This is a genomic window from Pseudorhizobium endolithicum (assembly GCF_902153245.2).
Classification (GTDB): domain Bacteria; phylum Pseudomonadota; class Alphaproteobacteria; order Rhizobiales; family Rhizobiaceae; genus Neorhizobium; species Neorhizobium endolithicum.
Map to the genome: position 1 here is coordinate 419,292 of NZ_CABFWF030000012.1, position 18,058 is coordinate 437,349.

The following is an 18,058-nucleotide window of genomic DNA, read 5'->3' on the forward strand; positions in this document are numbered from 1 at the left end:
AACCTTGCTGACGCGAGGGAACGGCTTCAGGAAAGTCGCTTCTCGGCCGCCGCCACCACGGCTTCCGCCGTGATGCCGAAGTGCTTGTAGAGATCCTTGGCCGGCGCGGAGGCCCCGAAGGACTTCATGCCGATGAAGATACCATCCAACCCGATGAGCGCATCCCATCCTTCGCGAACGGCAGCCTCGATGCCGACCTTGACGGGAGACTTGCCGATGATCGCGGTCCGGTAGTCGTCGTCCTGCTCCATGAAGAGCTCGACGCAGGGAACGGAGACGACCCGTGTGGCGATACCCTTCTGGTCCAGCATGCCGGCGGCCTTCACGGCAATCTCGACCTCGGAGCCGGATGCGAAGATCGTGACCTGCGCATCGCTTGCGGAGATAAGGTCATAGGCGCCGTAGGCGCAGAGGTTCTTTTCCTCGTATTCCTTGCGGACCGGCGTCAGGTTCTGGCGCGTCAGCGCGAGGCCGGAAGGACGCTTCTTTTCCTTGAGCGCCAGCTGCCAGCACTCCGCCGTCTCCGTCTGGTCCGCGGGGCGGAAGACGAGGAGGTTGGGGATCGCCCGCAGGGAGGCGAGTTGCTCGATCGGCTGGTGCGTCGGGCCGTCTTCGCCGACGCCGATCGAATCATGGGTCCAGACGTGGACGACGCGGATTCCCATCAGGGCGGCAAGACGAACGGAAGGCCTGCAATAGTCGGAGAAGATCAGGAAGCCGCCCGCATAGGGGATCAGGCCGCCGTGCAGGGCGATGCCGTTCATGGCGGCGGCCATGCCGTGCTCGCGGATGCCGTAGTGGATATAGCGTCCGGAGAAGTCGGCCGGCGTGATCGCCTTCATCTGGCTCGTCTTGGTATTGTTCGACGGCGTGAGGTCGGCGGAACCGCCGAGCGATTCCGGCAGCAGACCGTTGATGATCTCCAGGACGTCTTCCGACGCCTTGCGGGTGGCCACCGTCGGATTGCTTTCCGCGATCTTTTTCTTGAAGGCGTCGATCGTGCTGTCGAAACCGCCCGGCAGGTCGCCCGCGAAGCGGCGCACGAATTCGGCCCGTTTTTCCGTGGGTGTCGCCGCCAGGCGCTCCTCCCACTCCTTGCGCACCTTGTTGGAGCGCAGGCCTGCCAGGCGCCAGGCATCGAGAACGTCTGCCGGAACGCTGAACGCTTCCGCATCCCACTCGAGCGACTTGCGGGCCGCGGCGATCTCTTCGGCGCCAAGCGGGCTGCCGTGCACCTTATGGGTACCCTGCTTGTTGGGTGCACCGAAGCCGATGATCGTCTTGCAGGCGATCAGGGTCGGCTTGTCGGAAATCTGCGCGGCCTCGATCGCCGCGGCGATCGCGTCCGGATCGTGCCCGTCCACCTGGATGGTGTTCCAGTTGACCGCCTTGAAGCGGGCGATCTGGTCGGTGGAGTCCGAGAGGGAGACCGCGCCGTCGATGGTGATCGAATTGTCGTCCCAGAAGACGATCAGCTTGTTGAGCTTCAGATGGCCCGCGAGCGCGATCGCTTCCTGGCTTATGCCTTCCATCAGGCAGCCGTCGCCGACCAGAACATAGGTATGGTGATCCTGAAGCTCGGCGCCGAATTCCTCGCGCAGCTTGCGCTCGGCGATCGCCATGCCGACGGAGTTCGCGAGCCCTTGGCCGAGCGGCCCGGTCGTGGTCTCGATCCCTGACACATGTCCGTATTCCGGATGGCCGGCGGTCTTGGAACCGAGCTGGCGGAACTGCTTCAGGTCCTCGACCGTGATGTCCTCGTAGCCCGTGAGGTAGAGCAGCGAGTAAAGAAGCATCGAGCCGTGGCCTGCCGACAGCACGAAGCGGTCGCGGTCCGGCCAGAGCGGGTTCTTCGGGTCAAAGTTCATGTAGCGGCTGAACAGGACGGTCACGATGTCGGCGGCCCCCATGGGCAGCCCCGGGTGGCCCGAATTGGCCTTCTCCACGGCATCCATGGAAAGGAAGCGGATCGCGTTCGCCATCCGGTTGTGTTTTTCGCGAGAGATCATGACTATTCCGCTGTTTTCCGGGTGTCGGCCAAGGTCCTGAAGGGGACCTCGTGAAAGCGGGTGATCCTTAGCAGGTGCACCGCGCAAGTCAACAAAAGCGCCTGTTCTTCGAAGAGGCTTCCGCACCTCCGGTATCGGATGTTCGTCGAAGGCGGCACGGTCCCTATCCGCTCGATTCACAGGAATAAAGGCTCTCGTGCGGTGGTTTTATTGACCCTCACTCCCCGCAGGGAATAGTCTGCGCGACATCGGGACACGGTGCCGCACGACTCGGTCCGCCTGGCCCTTGCGCAACTGGAAGATACGGATGCCGGCGGAAAAGACGTTGGATCAGGCTCTCGCGGAACTCGCGGCTGTCATCGGCAGGCTGGAGAACGCCGTCGACGCGCGGATCGAGAACCAGCGCCTCAACAGCGAAGTTGAAGGGGAGGTGCGGCGGGTCCACGAGGATCGGGCGCGCCTGGCGCAGGAACTCGACCAGTCACAGTTCCGGGCCAACCGCCTGGAAGAAGTCAATCGCGAAGTATCCCGCCGGCTGGTGACGGCGATGGAGACGATCCGCGCAGTTCTGGACCGCTGAGAGCGCGATAGGGGAAGTCAGGAATGGCCCAGGTAACGGTAACCATTGACGGGAAGGCCTATCGCATGGCCTGCGAGGAAGGGCAGGAAGACCACCTGATGGATCTCGCGACCCGTTTCGACCGGTATGTGAGCCACCTGAAGAGCCAGTTCGGCGAGATCGGCGACCTCAGGATCACCGTGATGTCGGGGATCATGGTGATGGATGAAATGGCGGAGATGTCACGCAAGGTTTCGCTGCTGGAGGCGGAAGTGGCAAACCTGAAATCAGCCCGCGACGGTGCGCTGGAGCATCGGCAGCAGGCTGATCAGGCCCTGGTTTCGACGCTCGGCGAGCTGACGGGACGGCTGGATGCGCTGGCGGGCAAGCTGGCCGGCAGGACGACGGTCAACTGAGCCATTCCGTCACGGCCACTGGCGCGGCGGCGGTTTCCGTACTATATCTTTGTGGCGGTCTGCGCCTCACGACAGGAACCACAATCCCTGGGGCCATACTCGATCCAAAGGGAGCTGTCCCTGACCAGGCCCGTGGGCCTGGACATATGGCGCCCACCTACGTTTGTAGGCACCCAGGATCGTAACTCTCCATCGGTTGCCGTGGATCGCGCTCCAGCTTCCCTTGTCCGGTCACCGGGATCCAGATCGTTTCGCCTTACAAAGGGAGCCGGCCACCGTTCCCCAAAGCGCCAGCTCCGTTACCCACTGGCGCCATCTCGTGAACCACCGGTACGCCCAATCTCAAGGCTTGCCCTTCCGCCCACGACGCGGCGAAGGCATGGACGCGGAACTGCTTCTCGCTCGAAACCCCGTTCTCCACGATGCGAACGTTGAAAAGGTTGCTCTGCGCAATCAGAACGACGCTATTTTCCATCGCACGACCCTCGACACCCGAAATGGAGATTAGCCGGTTTTATCCCGCGGAATAGTGCGAGATTTAGCAATGGCTGAAGAATACCTTGGGCGAAAACGGAGGTGGCGCTGTAGCCCATCATGCTACTCCCGTTCGGGGCCAACTGTAGGCAGGTCGTCCGATCTTCCGGTGCTTTAAAGGGCGCATGTGAATGGGAGGCGGCAGCAAGACTTGACTTTGCAGCCGCCGCGGCCAAGTTTCACGGGCCTTCAACTCCCCGGGACATCATGCCGCTCAGTACCAATGCCTTTGCCCGCTCCTCAATTCTCATGCTGCTGGTTGGGGCTGCGATCCTTGTCGGGATCGTGCTTTCGTCGCTGTTCCAGGCGAGGATGACGCAGTCGTATTTTAACAACGTCATGCAGTTGCGCAGTGCCCGTTCGGCGTCTGCCGACATGCTGCTCCTGCTTCACGCCGCCGAAACCGGCCAGCGGGGCTACCTGCTGACCCAGAACAAGGCGTTCCTGGAACCGTACAATCAGTCCCTCAATGAACTTCCAGTACGCCTTGAACGGTTGCGAACCGCTCTCAGGGCAGAAGCATCGATGGCCGAGCAAATCGCCAGAATCGAGTTTCTGATCAATGAGAAGCTCTCGGAGTTGCGGCAAACGGTGGAGATGGTGGAGGACGGCGACCTGGCCGGGGCCATCGCTGTCGTGCGAGCAGACTATGGGCGGCAGGTCATGAGCGAGGCCCGTGAACTGCTGCAGAACCTCATCGACTCATTTCAGGCCAGGCTGGACACGGGGGCGGAGGAACTGGCGGATTCGGCCGACCGGATGCAGTGGTTCGCGATCGGTGGCGGCATCGTCATCATCGCGGTGGTCGGCGGCGCTATTCTGATCGTCGCACAGCATGTGCGCGAGCTCTCGCGGGCGCGCACGGTGGTCGAGGAACTCAATGCCAGCCTTGAGGAGCGTGTCGAGGAGCGGACCGAAGACCTGATGCAGGCGAACCGCGAGATCCAGCGCTACGCCTATATCGTCTCACACGACCTGCGCGCCCCTCTCGTCAACATCATGGGTTTCACCAGCGAACTGGACGCGACGCTTGCGACGATCAAGTCCTATGTCCTTGCGGAGGGGAAGACGCTGGCCGAGGATCAGGTACGGGATGCGCGCCTTGCCGTCGAGGAGGATCTGCCGGAGGCGATCTCGTTCATCCGCTCGTCGACGAAAAAGATGGACGCGCTAATCAACGCAATCCTGAAAATCTCGCGCGATGGCCGACGGGAGTTGAAGCCGGAACCCGTCAACCTCCAAGAGCTTCTCGAAAATACTGCAGCCGCCATCTACCACCAGGTGGATGAGGCAGGCGGCCAGATCCATATCGCCGTCGGCGGCGCAAGGGGAATGGTGTCGGACCGTTTTTCGCTGGAGCAGATCTTCGGTAACCTGTTCGACAACGCCGTTAAATACCGACATCCTGACCGTCCGCTTCAGCTTGCAGTGCGCGCCATGCCCGCCCGCCGTAACTCCGTCCGCATCGAGGTGGAAGACAACGGGCGGGGCATCGCGCCGGAGGATCACGAACGGGTTTTCGAGCTTTTCCGCAGATCGGGCGTGCAAGACAAGTCGGGAGAGGGTATAGGGCTCGCCCACGTGCGATCGTTAGTCAGAAATTTAGGCGGCGAGATTACCGTGATGTCGACCTTGGGGGGCGGATCCACTTTCATCATCCGCCTACCCACGGATCTGTCCCAGTTTGTCAGGAGTAGCGGGTCATGAAAGCTGCAGCCAAGGAAGTCACCATTGTGATGGTCGAGGACGATGAGGGGCATGCGCGCCTCATCGAGAAGAACGTCCGGCGCGCAGGCGTCAACAACGAGATCGTGCCTTTCACCGACGGCAATTCCGCTCTGGACTACATTCTGGGTACCGACCGCACTGGCACAAATATGCAGGACCGTCACCTGCTCATCCTGCTCGATCTCAACCTTCCGGACATGTCGGGCATTGACATTCTGGAGAAGGTGAAGTCCAACGCACATGCGAAGCGCCTGCCGGTTGTCATCCTGACGACCACGGATGACGAGCGGGAAATTCAGCGCTGCTATGATCTCGGCGCCAACGTCTACATCACGAAGCCGGTTGACTACGACAGCTTCGCACACGCGATCCGTCAACTCGGGCTGTTCTTCTCAGTCATGCAGGTTCCGGGGCAATAACGGAAGCAGATGCCGCAAGCGGTTCTTTATGTCGATGACGATCTCGCGCTGGCACGCCTGGCGCAGAGATATCTCGGGCGTGCCGGCTACGAGGTGGTGCATGCCGCGGATTCCGCGTCGGCCCTGGCCGCGCTGGCGAACAGTCCCTTCGACGCCATCGTGCTCGACCACTATCTGAAATCCGAGACCGGCTTCGACATCCTGCGCATGCTGAAGGATCGCGGCATCCTGCTTCCGGTGATCTATGTCACCGGATCGAGCGACGCGACCATCGCAATCGAGGCGCTGAAGACGGGAGCCTCCGACTACGTCATCAAGACGGTCGGCGAGGAGTTCTGGCCGCTGATGGACAGCGCGCTCCGCCAGGCGATCGCAAATGCCGAACTCCGTAAGGCGAAGGAAAAGGCGGACCAGGAAATCCGGCTCGGAAAGGAACGGGCTGAAGTTCTCCTCGCGGAAGTGAACCATCGGGTGGCAAACAGCCTTGCGCTCGTCGCGGCCCTCATCCGCCTGCAGGTCTCCAACAGCAAAAGCGACGAGGTGAAGCAGGCCCTCGCCGAGACGCAGGCCCGGATCACCGCCATCGCCGGCATGCACCGGAGCCTCTACACCTCCGACGACGTCCGCAATGTCGAGCTGGACAAATACCTCTCCACGCTCGTCAAGGAAGTACAGAATTCGGTCGATATGAAGCAGCGGGGCCTGGTCATCCGGCTTGCGGCCGACCCGGTTTCGCTGACGTCGGACCGTGCCGTTTCGGTTGGAATGATCGTCACCGAACTGCTGACCAACGCGATCAAATACGCTTACCCCGAGGGAAGCGAGGGCGAGGTTCGCGTCAGCGTGAGACGCGACGGCGCCGGCAAGGTTTTGCTGGTCGTGGAAGATGACGGGATCGGATGGAGCGAGCACGACACGCCGAAGGGCACGGGGCTCGGCAGCCGCATCGTCAAGTCGATGGCGGCGACACTCGGTTCGTCTGTGGAATACCGGCAGAAACAGAGCGGCACGCGGGCGGAGCTCCTGCTGGCCCTGGAGGCTTGACAGCAATGATCATCGAGGCAGCCGCCATTGCCACGGGCGCGGCCCGGCCCTATCCTCTTCCTCACGGATGATGGTGCTGCCATGGGCGGATATGATCGCCGCTATCGGAATCCCGATGCCCCCGGCTCGCAAGCTTTTGTCTCGATCGTGCGCCGGCCGTAGGTTTAGTCCCAACTGAGAGTGCCCCTTGTTAACCGAAATCCTCATCGTCCTGGCCCTTACCGTCCTCAACGGAGTTCTGGCCATGTCCGAGCTTGCCGTCGTCTCGGCCCGTCCCGTTCGGCTGAAGGTGATGGCGGAGCAGGGCAATAACGGAGCCAGGATGGCGATCCGGCTCGCCGACGATCCCGGCCGGTTCCTGTCGTCCGTGCAGATCGGCATCACGCTCGTCGGCATTCTCTCCGGTGCCTTCTCCGGCGCTACCCTCGGAACGCGTTTCGCCGCATGGCTGGAGGCACAGGGGCTCGCCGACAACTGGTCTGATGCGCTCGGCGTCGGAACGGTCGTCGTCGCGATCACCTATCTTTCCCTTATCGTCGGAGAGCTGGTCCCGAAGCAGATCGCGCTGCGGGCGCCGGAATCCGTCGCTGCCCGCGTGGCGCCGGCCATGACGCTGGTCGCCAAGATCGGGGCGCCGCTCGTCTGGCTCCTCGACGTGTCGGGTAAGCTCATCCTCGGGCTCTTGGGACAGAAGGGCGAATCGGCCGACCGCGTGACGGACGAGGAAATCCGCACCGTGCTGGCCGAGGCACAGAGTGCCGGCGTCATCGAGACCGAGGAATCAGCGATGATCTCCGGCGTCATGCGCCTTGCCGACCGCACCGCCCGCGGGCTGATGACGCCGCGTCGCGACGTCGAAGTCGTGGATATCGAGGACGATGCGGCGGAAATCCGGGAACAGTTGAGGGCCACCCCGCGCTCGCGGCTGCCGGTCCGCAACGGCAGTTCCGACGAGATCCTGGGCGTTCTCTTCGTCAAGGACGCCTTCGATTTCATCGCCACCGGCAAGAACCTCGACATCCGGACCCTGATGCGGGAGGCGCCGGTGGTGTCGGACCTGACGGGAGCATTGGACGTCATCCAGGCGCTGCGGCGCACGCCTTCGCACATGGTGCTCGTCTACGACGAGTACGGTCACTTCGAGGGAATCATCACCTCCGGCGACATCCTCGAAGCCATCACCGGCGTATTCCAGGAGGACGAGACGGAGGAACCGGCCATCGTCGCCCGCGACGACGGCTCCTTCCTCGTCGCCGGCTGGATGCCGATCGACGAATTCTCCCATGAAATGGGCCTGCGCGTCGACGGACATCCGGACTATGAGACGGTTGCCGGTTTCGTGCTGGACGAGATCAAGCACCTGCCGGAATTGGGCGAGCAGTTCGAACGCCAGGGCTGGCTGTTCGAGGTCATCGACCTGGATGGGCGGCGGATCGACAAGCTGCTGGTGCGTAGGGCGGAGGGGGCCGAGGGTTGATACCATCGAGCCAACGGAAGGCCGAGCTGAGAGCGGGGCGGCTTGCCGCGCGGGACGCCATTCCCGCCGCCGAGCGTATCGAGAGAAGTCTCGCGCTGGCAGAACATGGGCTCAATCGTATCGAGATAGGGCAGGGACGCGTGGTGTCGGGCTTCCTGCCAATCCGCTCGGAGGTGGACACCAGGCCGCTGATGGCCGGGCTGCGCAGCCGCGGCGCCCGCATCTGCGTCCCGGTGATCCTCGACAAGGAGCGCCTGGAATTCCGCGAACTGGTTCCCGGAGCCGAGCTGGTTCCGTGCGGTTTCGGCACGTCCGCTCCCGGTCCGGAGGCGCAGGTGCTGGAACCCGATCTCATGCTCGTGCCGGTCGCAGCCTTCGACGCGGCGGGTCACCGGATCGGCTACGGGGGCGGCTATTACGACCGGGCCATCGCGCGGCTGCGCGAAAAAGGGCAGGATCCTATGCTGATCGGCATTGCATTCAACTGCCAGGAAGTGGCATCAGTCCCCGCTGAACCCCACGATATCAGGCTGCCGGCCGTGCTGACCGAAAGCGGTCTGCGCCACTTCGGATGATTTGATTGGACGAGCATGCGGCTTCTGTTTCTCGGTGACATGGTTGGCAAGAGTGGCCGGACGGCGGTGTGGGAGCGCCTGCCCGGCCTGATCTCCGACCTGCGGCTCGATTTCGTGATCGTCAACGGCGAGAACGCTGCCGGCGGCTTCGGGATCACGGAAGACATATACCTCGAAACCATCAATGCCGGCGCGGATGTGGTGACGACCGGCAACCATGTCTGGGACCAGAAGGAAGCCGTTGTCTTCGCCGATCGCCACGAGCAGTTCCTCCGCCCGGCCAACTATCCATCCGGCACGCCGGGCCGCGGATCGGGCATCTACTATGCCCGTAACGGCGCCCGGATCCTCGTCGCGAACATCATGGGCCGGGTCTTCATGCATCCCGAGCTCGACGATCCCTTCAAGAGCGCCGAAGCCATCCTCGCAGCCTGTCCGCTCAAGGAACAGGCGGACGCGATCGTCTTCGACTTCCATGCGGAGGCGACCAGCGAAAAGCAGTGCTTCGGCCATTTCGTCGACGGGCGCGCCAGTTTCGTCGTCGGTACGCATACCCATGTGCCGACGGCGGACTGTCAGATCCTCAACGGCGGCACCGGCTACATGTCGGATGCGGGCATGTGCGGCGACTACGACAGCTCACTCGGCATGGACAAGGAAGAGCCGCTGAACCGCTTCATCTCGAAGATGCCCAAGGGTCGCTTCGAGGCGGCAAGCGGGCCGGCGACGATCTGCGGCGTGGGCGTGGATATATCCGACAGTTCCGGTCTTGCCGAAAAGATCGCGCCGCTCAGGATCGGCCCGCGACTGGAAGAGACCATTCCCCCCTTCTGGAGCTGAACGCCGCCCTCTCCGGATGACGGAAATGTGAGCCCTACGGACCAGCAGGCGGCTGGACCGGTTTGATCCCTTGCAGCATCCTTCCCCGGTACCGGACCAGGGAGTGGCATGATGCTGCGGACTTTCGCCTTCGTTCTTTTCGGTATCATCGTCTCCGGCTCCGCCGCCGCACAGGAGGCGGCCATGGCGGTCAGTCAGTGCCAGGCCATCGCGTATTCCCTGCCGGGGGGGCAGTTCGCCAGCCTGTCCGCGACCGAGGGACTTCCCGTCATTCGCGCACAGGCCGAGCCGCAGTCCGATCTTGCCGACAAGGAGACCGTGGAGATCACCTATGTCGGCCACTCCACCTATTTCATCGAAACGCCCGCCGGCGTCGGCATCGCCACCGACTACAGCGGCGTATACCGGCCCGTCCGCGTGCCGGACGTGGTGACGATGAACAAGGCGCATTCGACGCATTTCACGCTGGCGCCCGATGCCGGCATCGAGGAGGTCCTGCCGGGCTGGAGCGACGTGCCGGGAGAAAAGGCGCAGCACAATGTGGTGGTGGGGGACGCCTATATCCGCAACGTCACAACCGACATTCGCTCCTGGGACGGTGCCTTCGAAGAGAACGGCAACTCCATCTTCATCTTCGAGATCGCCGGCCTTTGCATCGGTCATCTCGGCCACCTCCATCATGAGCTCACCGACAGCCACTATGCCGAGATCGGCCGGCTCGACATCCTGATGGTGCCGGTCGACGGCGGCCTGACAATGGGTGCCGACAGCATGAGCCGGGTAGCCGACAGGCTGCGCTCCTCACTGATCCTGCCGATGCACCGGCCGAGCGCGCTCGATCGCTTTCTCGGCATGCTGGCCGGCAAGTTCGACATCCGCTATGCCAGCGAGCCGATCATCCGCGTCTCGATGCGCACGCTTCCCAAGCGTCCCACGATCCTCGTGCCGCAGGGAATGTGAGCCGCAGGCGTGTGTCCAAACTGCCGGTGGCGCTTGAACCGGCGCCTCTTCGAAACTATAACCCCCGGCATTCCATGAGATAGACGTCATCAGGGGTGCCATGGCTGGCCATTCACAGTTCAAAAACATCATGCACCGCAAGGGCCGGCAGGACGCCGTGCGGTCGAAAATGTTCTCCAAGCTCGCGCGCGAAATCACCGTCGCCGCCAAGACCGGGATGCCCGACCCGGCAATGAACCCGCGCTTGCGCCTGGCGATCCAGAACGCCAAGGCGCAGTCGATGCCGAAGGACAATATCGAGCGAGCCATCAAGAAGGCCGCCGGGGGTGACGCGGAGAACTACGAGGAAGTCCGCTACGAGGGCTACGGCCCCGGCGGAACGGCCGTCATCGTCGAGGCGCTGACCGACAACCGCAATCGCACCGCGTCCAATGTCCGCTCGATCTTCACCAAGGCCGGCGGCGCGCTGGGCGAGACCGGTTCGGTCTCCTTCTCCTTCGACCGTGTCGGGGAAATCACCTATAAGCCGGATGCCGGCGATGCCGACAAAGTGATGGAAGCTGCAATCGAGGCGGGCGCCGACGATGTGGTCACCGACGAGGAGGGCCACACCATCACCTGTGCCTTCGAAAACCTCGGAGAAGTGTCCAAGGCACTCGAGGCGAGCCTCGGCGAGGCGGAGACGGTCAAAGCCGTCTGGAAGCCGCAGAACACGGTTCCCGTCGACGAGGAAAAGGCGCAGTCGCTGATGAAGCTGATCGACAACCTCGAAGACGACGACGACGTGCAGAACGTCTACTCGAACTTCGAGGTGTCGGAAGAAGTCATGGCCAAGCTTTCGGCCTGATCCGAATTCGGAGGAGGCGCTAGAGCGCCTTCTCCATCAACGGCAGGCCCGCGAAGAGTTCGACGGACCGCAGCCGTGCCTCGATGTCGTGGATCGGCATCGAGACGATCAGTTCATCCGCGCCCGTCTCCGTCAGGAAGCCCGAAAGCTTCGCCTCCAGCGTCGAAGGCGCACCCACTGCGGCGTAGCGGAGCGTGTGTTCGACGCTCATCCGCTCCATCTCCGACCAGAGGCCGTCCATCGTATCGACGGGCTTGGGGAACTTGCCGCGAACGTTGCGGCGCAGGTTGATGAACTGCTGCTGCGAGGAGGTGAAGAGGCGGGCCGCCTCCTCGTCCGTATCCGCTGCCACACCCATCACGCCGACCATCGCATAGGGCTTGTCCAGCACTTCCGACGGCTGGAAGCGTTCGCGGTAGATGGCCAGCGCGTCGAGCAGCATGTCCGGCGCAAAATGGGAGGCGAAGGCATAGGGAAGCCCAAGCGCCGCCGCCAGATGGGCGCTGTAGAGGCTGGACCCGAGCAGCCAGAGCGGGACGTTGGAATTTGCCCCCGGGATCGCCAGGATGGGCTGATCCTCCGTCGGGATGCCGAGCAGCCGCTGCAGTTCGACGATATCGTGCGGGAAGTTCTCGGCACCGGCCTCCAGGTTTCGGCGAAGCGCACGGGCGGTCCGCATGTCGGTGCCGGGGGCGCGGCCCAATCCGAGATCGACACGGCCGGGGAAGAGGGCAGCGAGCGTTCCGAACTGCTCGGCGATCACCAGCGGCGAATGATTGGGCAGCATGATCCCACCGGAACCGATGCGGATGCGCGTCGTGGCGGCGCCGATATGGCCGATGACGACGGAGGTCGCGGCGCTGGCGATACCGGGCATGCCGTGATGCTCGGCCAGCCAGATGCGCTTGTAGCCGGCATCTTCGGCCGCGATCGCAATCCGGCGCGACTGGTCCAGCGCATCGCGCACCTCCAGCCCATCGGGTACGGGGGAAAGATCGAGAATGGAGAAGGGAATCATATGAGGTCCTGTAGAGTATCGGCGGATCGTGCAATGCATGTAGGCATTCGATCCGCCAATACGAGACCCGATCCGTCACGGCTTCCGCCGAGACGAACTCCTTACGACTTCACCAGCCGCAGATGCCCCCGGCTGCCGGGGGAGGGGGAGGGGGGGAGCGGCGGGTAGAGCGTCCGCACAGGCGTGAACCGGCCGGCCTGGCGAGCGATTTCGGCGGCCGCGCGATCGATTGCATCCAGGTGGAACTGCGGCGGATGTGAGGTTTCCGCTTCTGCCGTTTCCGGCTTCTTCGACAGGGCGGCCAGGTCGGTGCGGGTCGAGGCAAGGCTCGCTTCCAGACCTTCGGCACTTTCGCCGAGCGCGCCAACCTGGCTATCCACCGCTTCCAGATAAAGGTTCAGCGCATCGAATTCCCGGTCCAGTTCCTCCATCTTCCGTGCTCCGGACCCGGCGGCGCCGAGCGCCTGGTCGGCCGCCTCCGCGATCGCCACGGCGGTCGCGCCGACCTTCTGGGTCATGGCATGCAGGCCCTTGGCCATATCGAGCGTGGTTGCTCCGGAGGGGCCGGCATGCGCGGCATCGACACCGGTATTGAGGGCGAGGAACGACGCCTCCCGCAGCACGGAGTGCAGGTCCTCGGCGAGCATCTTCAGGTTTTCCAGTGAACGGCAGGCCTGCCGCGCCTCGCGGGCGGCCTCGCCCGCAGCCTGACGGGGCCGGCCGAGATCCAGGCGCGCATTGTGGACGATGGTGGAGATATGCCCGCAGCGGGCGGACTGGTTGCGGCTATTGCCCGCAGCGCTCCCAAGCGCCGCGACCGCTGCCGATACCGTTGCCGACCGGCGGGCACCCTCTTCCCCGGAGCGGCGAAGGCTGTCGCCGAGTTCAGCCGCCTCGGAGCGGAGTTCCCGCGTGCGGCTGATGATCTCGTCGATGCTGCGGGCGACGGTGTCAAGGCCGCGGTTGAAATCCTTGCGCATCCCTTCGAAGGGGCGCGGGAACGGCACATCGATGTTCTGATAGATGTCGCCGGAGGCTAGTCTGCGAAGGCTGCCGTCAAGGGCATCCGCCACCGCGCGAAGTTCCAGCAGTTCGCTCTCGAGACGATCTCGATCCCGCATGTCGGCCTCCTCATGATTCCGTATGCGCATGTTCTGGCGACCTAATTCACCAGGCGGAAGAGTGTTGCACAGCGACGCGGGCTTTTACACGGGACTCGGCCGGCAGCGTTAACAGCGAATTAACCGCATCCGGAAGATTTGTTTTTGTTTTGTTCACATCCCGCATGACAGGACCGAGACCAAGGCTTTAGAGTGGCCTGCATGACTGACACGATTCGCATCATCGGCATCGACCCCGGCCTGCGCCGCACGGGATGGGGTATCATCGAGACGCTGGGCAACAGCCTGCGCTTCGTGGCTTCCGGCACCGTCACCTCGGACGGCGACATGGATCTCGCCTCCCGGCTCTGCCAGCTACATGACGGCCTCGCCGAGGTGGTGCACGCCTACCGACCGGACGAAGCGGCCGTGGAGCAGACCTTCGTCAACAAGGATGCGGTGGCAACGCTGAAGCTCGGCCAGGCGCGCGGCGTGGTGATGCTGGTGCCGGCGAGAGCGGGATTGCGAGTCTCCGAATATGCGCCGAACGCCGTCAAGAAAGCCGTCATCGGCGTAGGGCACGGCGAAAAGCAGCAGATCCACATGATGCTGAAGATCCTGATGCCGAAGGCGACCTTCATCGGCAACGACGCCGCCGACGCGCTCGCCATCGCAATCTGCCATGCCCATAACCGCGGCGGCGAGAGGATGCGGAAGGTGCTGGCTTCGGCCTAGAATGCTGCCGGCCCAAGAAAACTCGCAGATTCATGTCGCGGTTGGGAAGCTCCGCAAGACATCCGGTGGCGCCTGCTTGTTCTTGACTTGTTCCGACGGTCGGAATAGGTATTACCAAACCGGAGCACAATCATGCGCGTCACGTCCAAGGGCAGGTCACCATACCGCGGGATCTGCGGGAACTGGTCGGCATCGAGCCCAATTCCGAAGTGGTCTTCACCGTGGAGAACGGCAAGCTGACTGTCGCGCCGAAGAATGATCCGCTGCACGAGCAGGAGCGGCAGCGGCTGGAGGGGTTCATGGCGAGGTTGCGGCGCATCGAGGGGACCGGGGACCCGTCCATCGACGCGGATGTCCTGATGGGCATGACCCGAGATCGCTGATATGGCCGTCCTGGTCGATACCAATGTCCTCGTCGATATCGCCGTGCGCGATCCTGTCTGGCTCGAGTGGTCCCGTCGCGCGCTCGCAAGGCTCGCCGGGCGAGTGCCGCTGGCGATCAACCCGGTCATCTATGCGGAGTTTTCGGTACGCTATCGCGATATGAGCGAGGTCGAGACGCTGTTGCTCCCGGAAGATTTCCGGCGTGAAGGCCTTCCGTGGGCTGCCGCCTTCGCGGCCGGTGCTGCTTTTGGCCTGTACCGGAAGGCTGGCGGTGCGCGCGAGCGTGTGCTGCCAGACTTGCTCATCGGGGCGCATGCCCTGGTCCGCGGCTATTCGATCCTGACGCGCGATCCGCAAGGCTACCGCCGCTACTTCCCTGAAGTTCCCCTCATTACACCTGAAACCCATCCTTGACGGACCTCATCCATGATCGGCAAGCTCAAAGGCACCATCGAAGAGATCGGCGACGATCACCTTCTCGTGGATGTGCACGGCGTGTGCTACGAAGCCTTCTGCTCGTCCCGTACCCTTTCGAGGGTGGGTGCGGTGGGCGAGGCGGTGGTGCTGTTCATCGAGACCTATGTCCGCGAAGACCAGTTGAAGCTGTTCGGCTTCCTGTCGGCGCTGGAGCGGGAGTGGTTCAATCTCCTGCAGAGCGTTCAGGGCGTGGGGGCAAAGGTGGCTCTTGCGGTGCTGTCGACCCTGACGCCGTCGGAACTCGCCAATGCCATCGCGCTGCAGGACAAGACGGCCGTCTCGCGAGCGCCGGGGGTGGGGCCGAAGGTCGCGGCCCGGATCGTGACGGAGTTGAAGAACAAGGCGCCGGCCTTCGCCGGGGAGGCATCGGCCAATATCGGTCTGAAGCAGGAACTTGGGGAGGGTGTCGCATCGGCGCCGGTGGCCGATGCGGTCTCGGCGCTCACCAATCTCGGCTATTCGCGGGATCAGGCGGCCAATGCGGTCGCGGCCGCCTTGAAAGCCGCCGGGGAAGGGGCCGACAGCGCCAAACTGATCCGGCTCGGGCTGAAGGAACTGGCGCGGTGATCCTTCGTTGCCGAAGGATCTATTCCTTACTATTGTCTGAAGTAAGGATCGGAGGCCCCCTATGGGTTATATAGCGAAATTGACATCTAAAGGACAGACGACCATCCCGATCGAGGTCAGACGGCATCTTGATCTTCAGCCTGGAGATCAGATGGACTTCTCGATCGAGAACGGGGAGGTCAAGCTTCGAGCGAAGACGAGAAGCATCATGGAATTTGCCGGGATTCTGGGGCGCCCACGGAGCGGTAGAGGTCTGACAGTCGAGGGAATGGACGACGCGGTGGCGGAAGCCCTGGCTGCGGACGATCGGAGAATTGTGCGTGATTGGCATCGACACCAACGTGCTGCTGAGATTTCTGATGAAGGACGATCCGAAGCAGCACGCAAGCGCCGCTGAATTCTTTCGCGCCAGATCATCGGAAAGTCCCGCCTACATCTCGCTCTTCGTATTTGCGGAGGCTTGTTGGGTCATGAGCCGGAGTTATGGCTTCAAGAACCAGCAGATCGCTACGGTTTTTCTCGGCCTGTTGGACAGCCGCGAGGTCGTCTTTGAGGATCCCGCGTTGATGAGAGAAGTGTTTTCCGCTGCCGGGCTCACGAGTTTCGACGTCGCGGACTATCTCGTCGCCGAATACGCAAAACGCGCCGGCTGTCTGGCAACGGTGACTTTCGACATCAAGGCCGCCCGTACAGTCCCCGGAATGGAACTTTTGACATGAGTGATGCCGCCCGCCTGATTTCACCGGAAAAACGGGGCGAGGACCTCGACACGACGCTGCGCCCGCAGTCGCTGGACGAGTTCACCGGCCAGGCGGAGGCCCGCGCCAACCTGAAGGTCTTCATCGAGGCCGCGAAGAACCGCGGCGAGGCGCTGGATCACGTCCTGTTCGTCGGGCCGCCGGGGCTGGGCAAGACGACGCTGGCGCAGATCATGGCGAAGGAGCTCGGCGTCAACTTCCGCTCCACCTCCGGGCCGGTCATCGCCAAGGCCGGCGATCTTGCGGCGCTGCTCACCAATCTGGAAGAGCGGGACGTGCTCTTCATCGACGAGATCCACCGGCTCAACCCGGCGGTGGAAGAAATCCTCTATCCGGCCATGGAGGATTTCCAGCTCGACCTCATCATCGGGGAGGGGCCGGCGGCGCGTTCCGTGAAGATCGACCTGTCGAAGTTCACTCTCGTGGCCGCCACCACGCGGCTTGGCCTTCTCACCACGCCGCTGCGCGACCGTTTCGGCATTCCGGTCCGGCTCGCCTTCTACACGGTCGAGGAACTGGAACTGATCGTGCGCCGCGGGGCGCGCCTGATGAACCTGCCGATGACCGATGACGGCGCGCGCGAGATCGCCCGCCGTGCCCGCGGGACGCCGCGCATTGCCGGCCGCCTGCTCAGGCGCGTGCGCGATTTTGCCGAGGTGGCGCGGGCGGAAGCCGTGACGCGCGAGATCGCCGACGAGGCGCTGACCCGCCTCCTGGTCGACAATCGCGGCCTCGACCAGCTCGACAATCGCTATCTCACTATGATCGCCATGAACTTCGGTGGCGGCCCGGTTGGCATCGAGACGATTGCCGCAGGGCTTTCCGAACCGCGCGATGCGATCGAGGACATCATCGAGCCCTACATGATCCAGCAGGGTTTCATCCAGCGGACGCCGCGCGGCCGCGTTCTGACGGCGACCGCCTGGAAGCACCTCGGCCTGCAGCCGCCGAAGGACCTCGAAGCGGCACAGTTCCGGATCCAGTTTGACGATGAGTAAGAAGGACAAGCTGCGCGACTACCGGCTTCGGATGAAGCTCAAGCCGAAGCGCATCTTCCAGATGCGGGTGGCCGGGCTGGGGTTTCGTGACGGCCATCTCCTCGTTCATCGCGCGACGCACGAAGCGTTCTGGACCCTGCCGGGCGGACGGGCGGAGTTCGGCGAGGAAAGTGCGCAGACGCTGCATCGGGAGATGATCGAGGAACTGGGCGTCGAGGTGACCGTCGGCCGGCTGCTGTGGGTCGTGGAGAACTTCTTCCACTATGAGGACCGTGACTGGCACGAGCTCGGCTTTTACTATCTGATGGATGTGCCTGAGCATTTCCCGTTTCATGTCGACGACGTCGTGCACCGGGTGCAGGACGAGCATCCGCTTGAGTTTCGCTGGATTCCGGCGACGGAAGCCGGGCTGAAGGCCTTCGACTTGCCGCCCTATTTCCTGGCGGGCAAGATCGAGAACCTGCCCGAGACGACCTGCCACGTCGTCTGGGACGACAACAATCTCGACTCTGACATGTCGCGGAAGGCGTTCCGGCGCTATGAACTGCCTGTGGCCGGGTGTTCGGGCGGCAGCCGGAACTGAAGGAGAACGAAAGTCGCCGGTGTTTGTGCC

21 protein-coding genes and 1 other RNA gene are annotated in these 18,058 nt (G+C 63.3%); 19 read left to right on the plus strand and 3 right to left on the minus strand.

Annotation, left to right across the window (positions count from 1 at the left end):
• Positions 1–26: 26 nt before the first annotated feature.
• Positions 27–2,009, minus strand: coding sequence for a transketolase (tkt, locus tag RTCK_RS11855; RefSeq protein ID WP_142592942.1), 1,983 nt, complete (start codon positions 2,007–2,009; stop codon positions 27–29).
• Between the two features lie 307 nt (positions 2,010–2,316).
• On the opposite strand from tkt, the gene RTCK_RS11860 reads away from it, so the two are divergent.
• The 11 genes from RTCK_RS11860 (at position 2,317) to RTCK_RS11910 (ending at position 11,408) form a co-directional block, all read left to right on the plus strand.
• On the plus strand, positions 2,317–2,589 hold the full coding sequence (locus RTCK_RS11860; protein WP_142519837.1) for a DUF4164 domain-containing protein: 273 nt from the start codon (positions 2,317–2,319) through the stop codon (positions 2,587–2,589).
• Positions 2,590–2,612: 23 nt separating this feature from the next.
• A complete protein-coding gene (locus tag RTCK_RS11865) occupies positions 2,613–2,984 on the plus strand; it encodes a cell division protein ZapA (protein ID WP_142519838.1) in 372 nt (123 codons plus the stop codon).
• A 53-nt stretch (positions 2,985–3,037) separates the two neighbouring features.
• Positions 3,038–3,196: non-coding RNA, 6S RNA (gene ssrS / locus RTCK_RS11870), on the plus strand.
• A gap of 529 nt (positions 3,197–3,725) precedes the next feature.
• On the plus strand, positions 3,726–5,225 hold the full coding sequence (locus RTCK_RS11875; protein ID WP_142592943.1) for a sensor histidine kinase: 1,500 nt from the start codon (positions 3,726–3,728) through the stop codon (positions 5,223–5,225).
• Positions 5,222–5,665 (plus strand): response regulator, encoded by a 444-nt coding sequence (locus RTCK_RS11880; RefSeq protein WP_142592944.1) that lies wholly within the window; start codon positions 5,222–5,224, stop codon positions 5,663–5,665. The genes RTCK_RS11875 and RTCK_RS11880 overlap by 4 nt, the downstream gene beginning before the upstream one ends.
• A gap of 9 nt (positions 5,666–5,674) precedes the next feature.
• The gene (locus tag RTCK_RS11885; RefSeq protein ID WP_142592945.1) at positions 5,675–6,709 is read left to right on the plus strand and encodes a sensor histidine kinase; all 1,035 of its coding nucleotides are present in this window, start codon (positions 5,675–5,677) and stop codon (positions 6,707–6,709) included.
• A gap of 187 nt (positions 6,710–6,896) precedes the next feature.
• Positions 6,897–8,186, plus strand: coding sequence for a hemolysin family protein (locus RTCK_RS11890; RefSeq protein WP_142519843.1), 1,290 nt, complete (start codon positions 6,897–6,899; stop codon positions 8,184–8,186).
• Complete coding sequence (locus tag RTCK_RS11895; protein WP_142593120.1) at positions 8,186–8,761, plus strand: 5-formyltetrahydrofolate cyclo-ligase; 576 nt, start codon at positions 8,186–8,188, stop codon at positions 8,759–8,761. The genes RTCK_RS11890 and RTCK_RS11895 overlap by 1 nt, the downstream gene beginning before the upstream one ends.
• A gap of 15 nt (positions 8,762–8,776) precedes the next feature.
• Entirely contained in the window at positions 8,777–9,601 is an 825-nt protein-coding gene (locus tag RTCK_RS11900) for a TIGR00282 family metallophosphoesterase (protein WP_142519844.1), read from the plus strand.
• A gap of 108 nt (positions 9,602–9,709) precedes the next feature.
• The gene (locus RTCK_RS11905) at positions 9,710–10,561 is read left to right on the plus strand and encodes an MBL fold metallo-hydrolase (protein ID WP_408004533.1); all 852 of its coding nucleotides are present in this window, start codon (positions 9,710–9,712) and stop codon (positions 10,559–10,561) included.
• 100 nt (positions 10,562–10,661) lie between these two features.
• Positions 10,662–11,408, plus strand: coding sequence for a YebC/PmpR family DNA-binding transcriptional regulator (locus RTCK_RS11910; RefSeq protein WP_142519846.1), 747 nt, complete (start codon positions 10,662–10,664; stop codon positions 11,406–11,408).
• A 19-nt stretch (positions 11,409–11,427) separates the two neighbouring features.
• Here RTCK_RS11910 and RTCK_RS11915 read toward each other — a convergent pair whose 3' ends face one another.
• A complete protein-coding gene (locus tag RTCK_RS11915; RefSeq protein WP_142519847.1) occupies positions 11,428–12,426 on the minus strand; it encodes an LLM class flavin-dependent oxidoreductase in 999 nt (332 codons plus the stop codon).
• Between the two features lie 101 nt (positions 12,427–12,527).
• Positions 12,528–13,547 carry a methyl-accepting chemotaxis protein gene (locus tag RTCK_RS11920; protein ID WP_142592947.1) on the minus strand — a complete coding sequence of 340 codons (1,020 nt, stop codon included), beginning with the start codon at positions 13,545–13,547 and terminating at the stop codon, positions 12,528–12,530.
• Between the two features lie 201 nt (positions 13,548–13,748).
• Here RTCK_RS11920 and ruvC point away from each other — a divergent pair, with 201 nt between their 5' ends.
• The 8 genes from ruvC to RTCK_RS11960 all read left to right on the plus strand — a co-directional run bounded on the left by ruvC (position 13,749) and on the right by RTCK_RS11960 (position 18,028).
• Positions 13,749–14,261, plus strand: coding sequence for a crossover junction endodeoxyribonuclease RuvC (gene ruvC, locus RTCK_RS11925; protein ID WP_142519849.1), 513 nt, complete (start codon positions 13,749–13,751; stop codon positions 14,259–14,261).
• 209 nt (positions 14,262–14,470) lie between these two features.
• Positions 14,471–14,644, plus strand: coding sequence for a hypothetical protein (locus tag RTCK_RS20915; protein ID WP_235988676.1), 174 nt, complete (start codon positions 14,471–14,473; stop codon positions 14,642–14,644).
• Position 14,645: 1 nt separating this feature from the next.
• A complete protein-coding gene (locus RTCK_RS11935; protein ID WP_142592949.1) occupies positions 14,646–15,059 on the plus strand; it encodes a type II toxin-antitoxin system VapC family toxin in 414 nt (137 codons plus the stop codon).
• 12 nt (positions 15,060–15,071) lie between these two features.
• Positions 15,072–15,689, plus strand: coding sequence for a Holliday junction branch migration protein RuvA (gene ruvA / locus RTCK_RS11940; RefSeq protein ID WP_142592950.1), 618 nt, complete (start codon positions 15,072–15,074; stop codon positions 15,687–15,689).
• A gap of 61 nt (positions 15,690–15,750) precedes the next feature.
• Complete coding sequence (locus RTCK_RS11945) at positions 15,751–16,086, plus strand: AbrB/MazE/SpoVT family DNA-binding domain-containing protein (protein WP_142519853.1); 336 nt, start codon at positions 15,751–15,753, stop codon at positions 16,084–16,086.
• The gene (locus RTCK_RS11950) at positions 16,010–16,408 is read left to right on the plus strand and encodes a PIN domain-containing protein (protein WP_142519854.1); all 399 of its coding nucleotides are present in this window, start codon (positions 16,010–16,012) and stop codon (positions 16,406–16,408) included. Before RTCK_RS11945 ends, RTCK_RS11950 begins: the two co-directional genes overlap by 77 nt.
• Positions 16,405–17,445: a Holliday junction branch migration DNA helicase RuvB gene (ruvB, locus tag RTCK_RS11955; RefSeq protein WP_142592951.1), complete on the plus strand. Its 1,041-nt coding sequence runs from the start codon at positions 16,405–16,407 to the stop codon at positions 17,443–17,445. Before RTCK_RS11950 ends, ruvB begins: the two co-directional genes overlap by 4 nt.
• Positions 17,438–18,028 carry an NUDIX hydrolase gene (locus RTCK_RS11960; RefSeq protein WP_142592952.1) on the plus strand — a complete coding sequence of 197 codons (591 nt, stop codon included), beginning with the start codon at positions 17,438–17,440 and terminating at the stop codon, positions 18,026–18,028. Before ruvB ends, RTCK_RS11960 begins: the two co-directional genes overlap by 8 nt.
• The last annotated feature ends 30 nt before the right edge of the window (positions 18,029–18,058 follow it).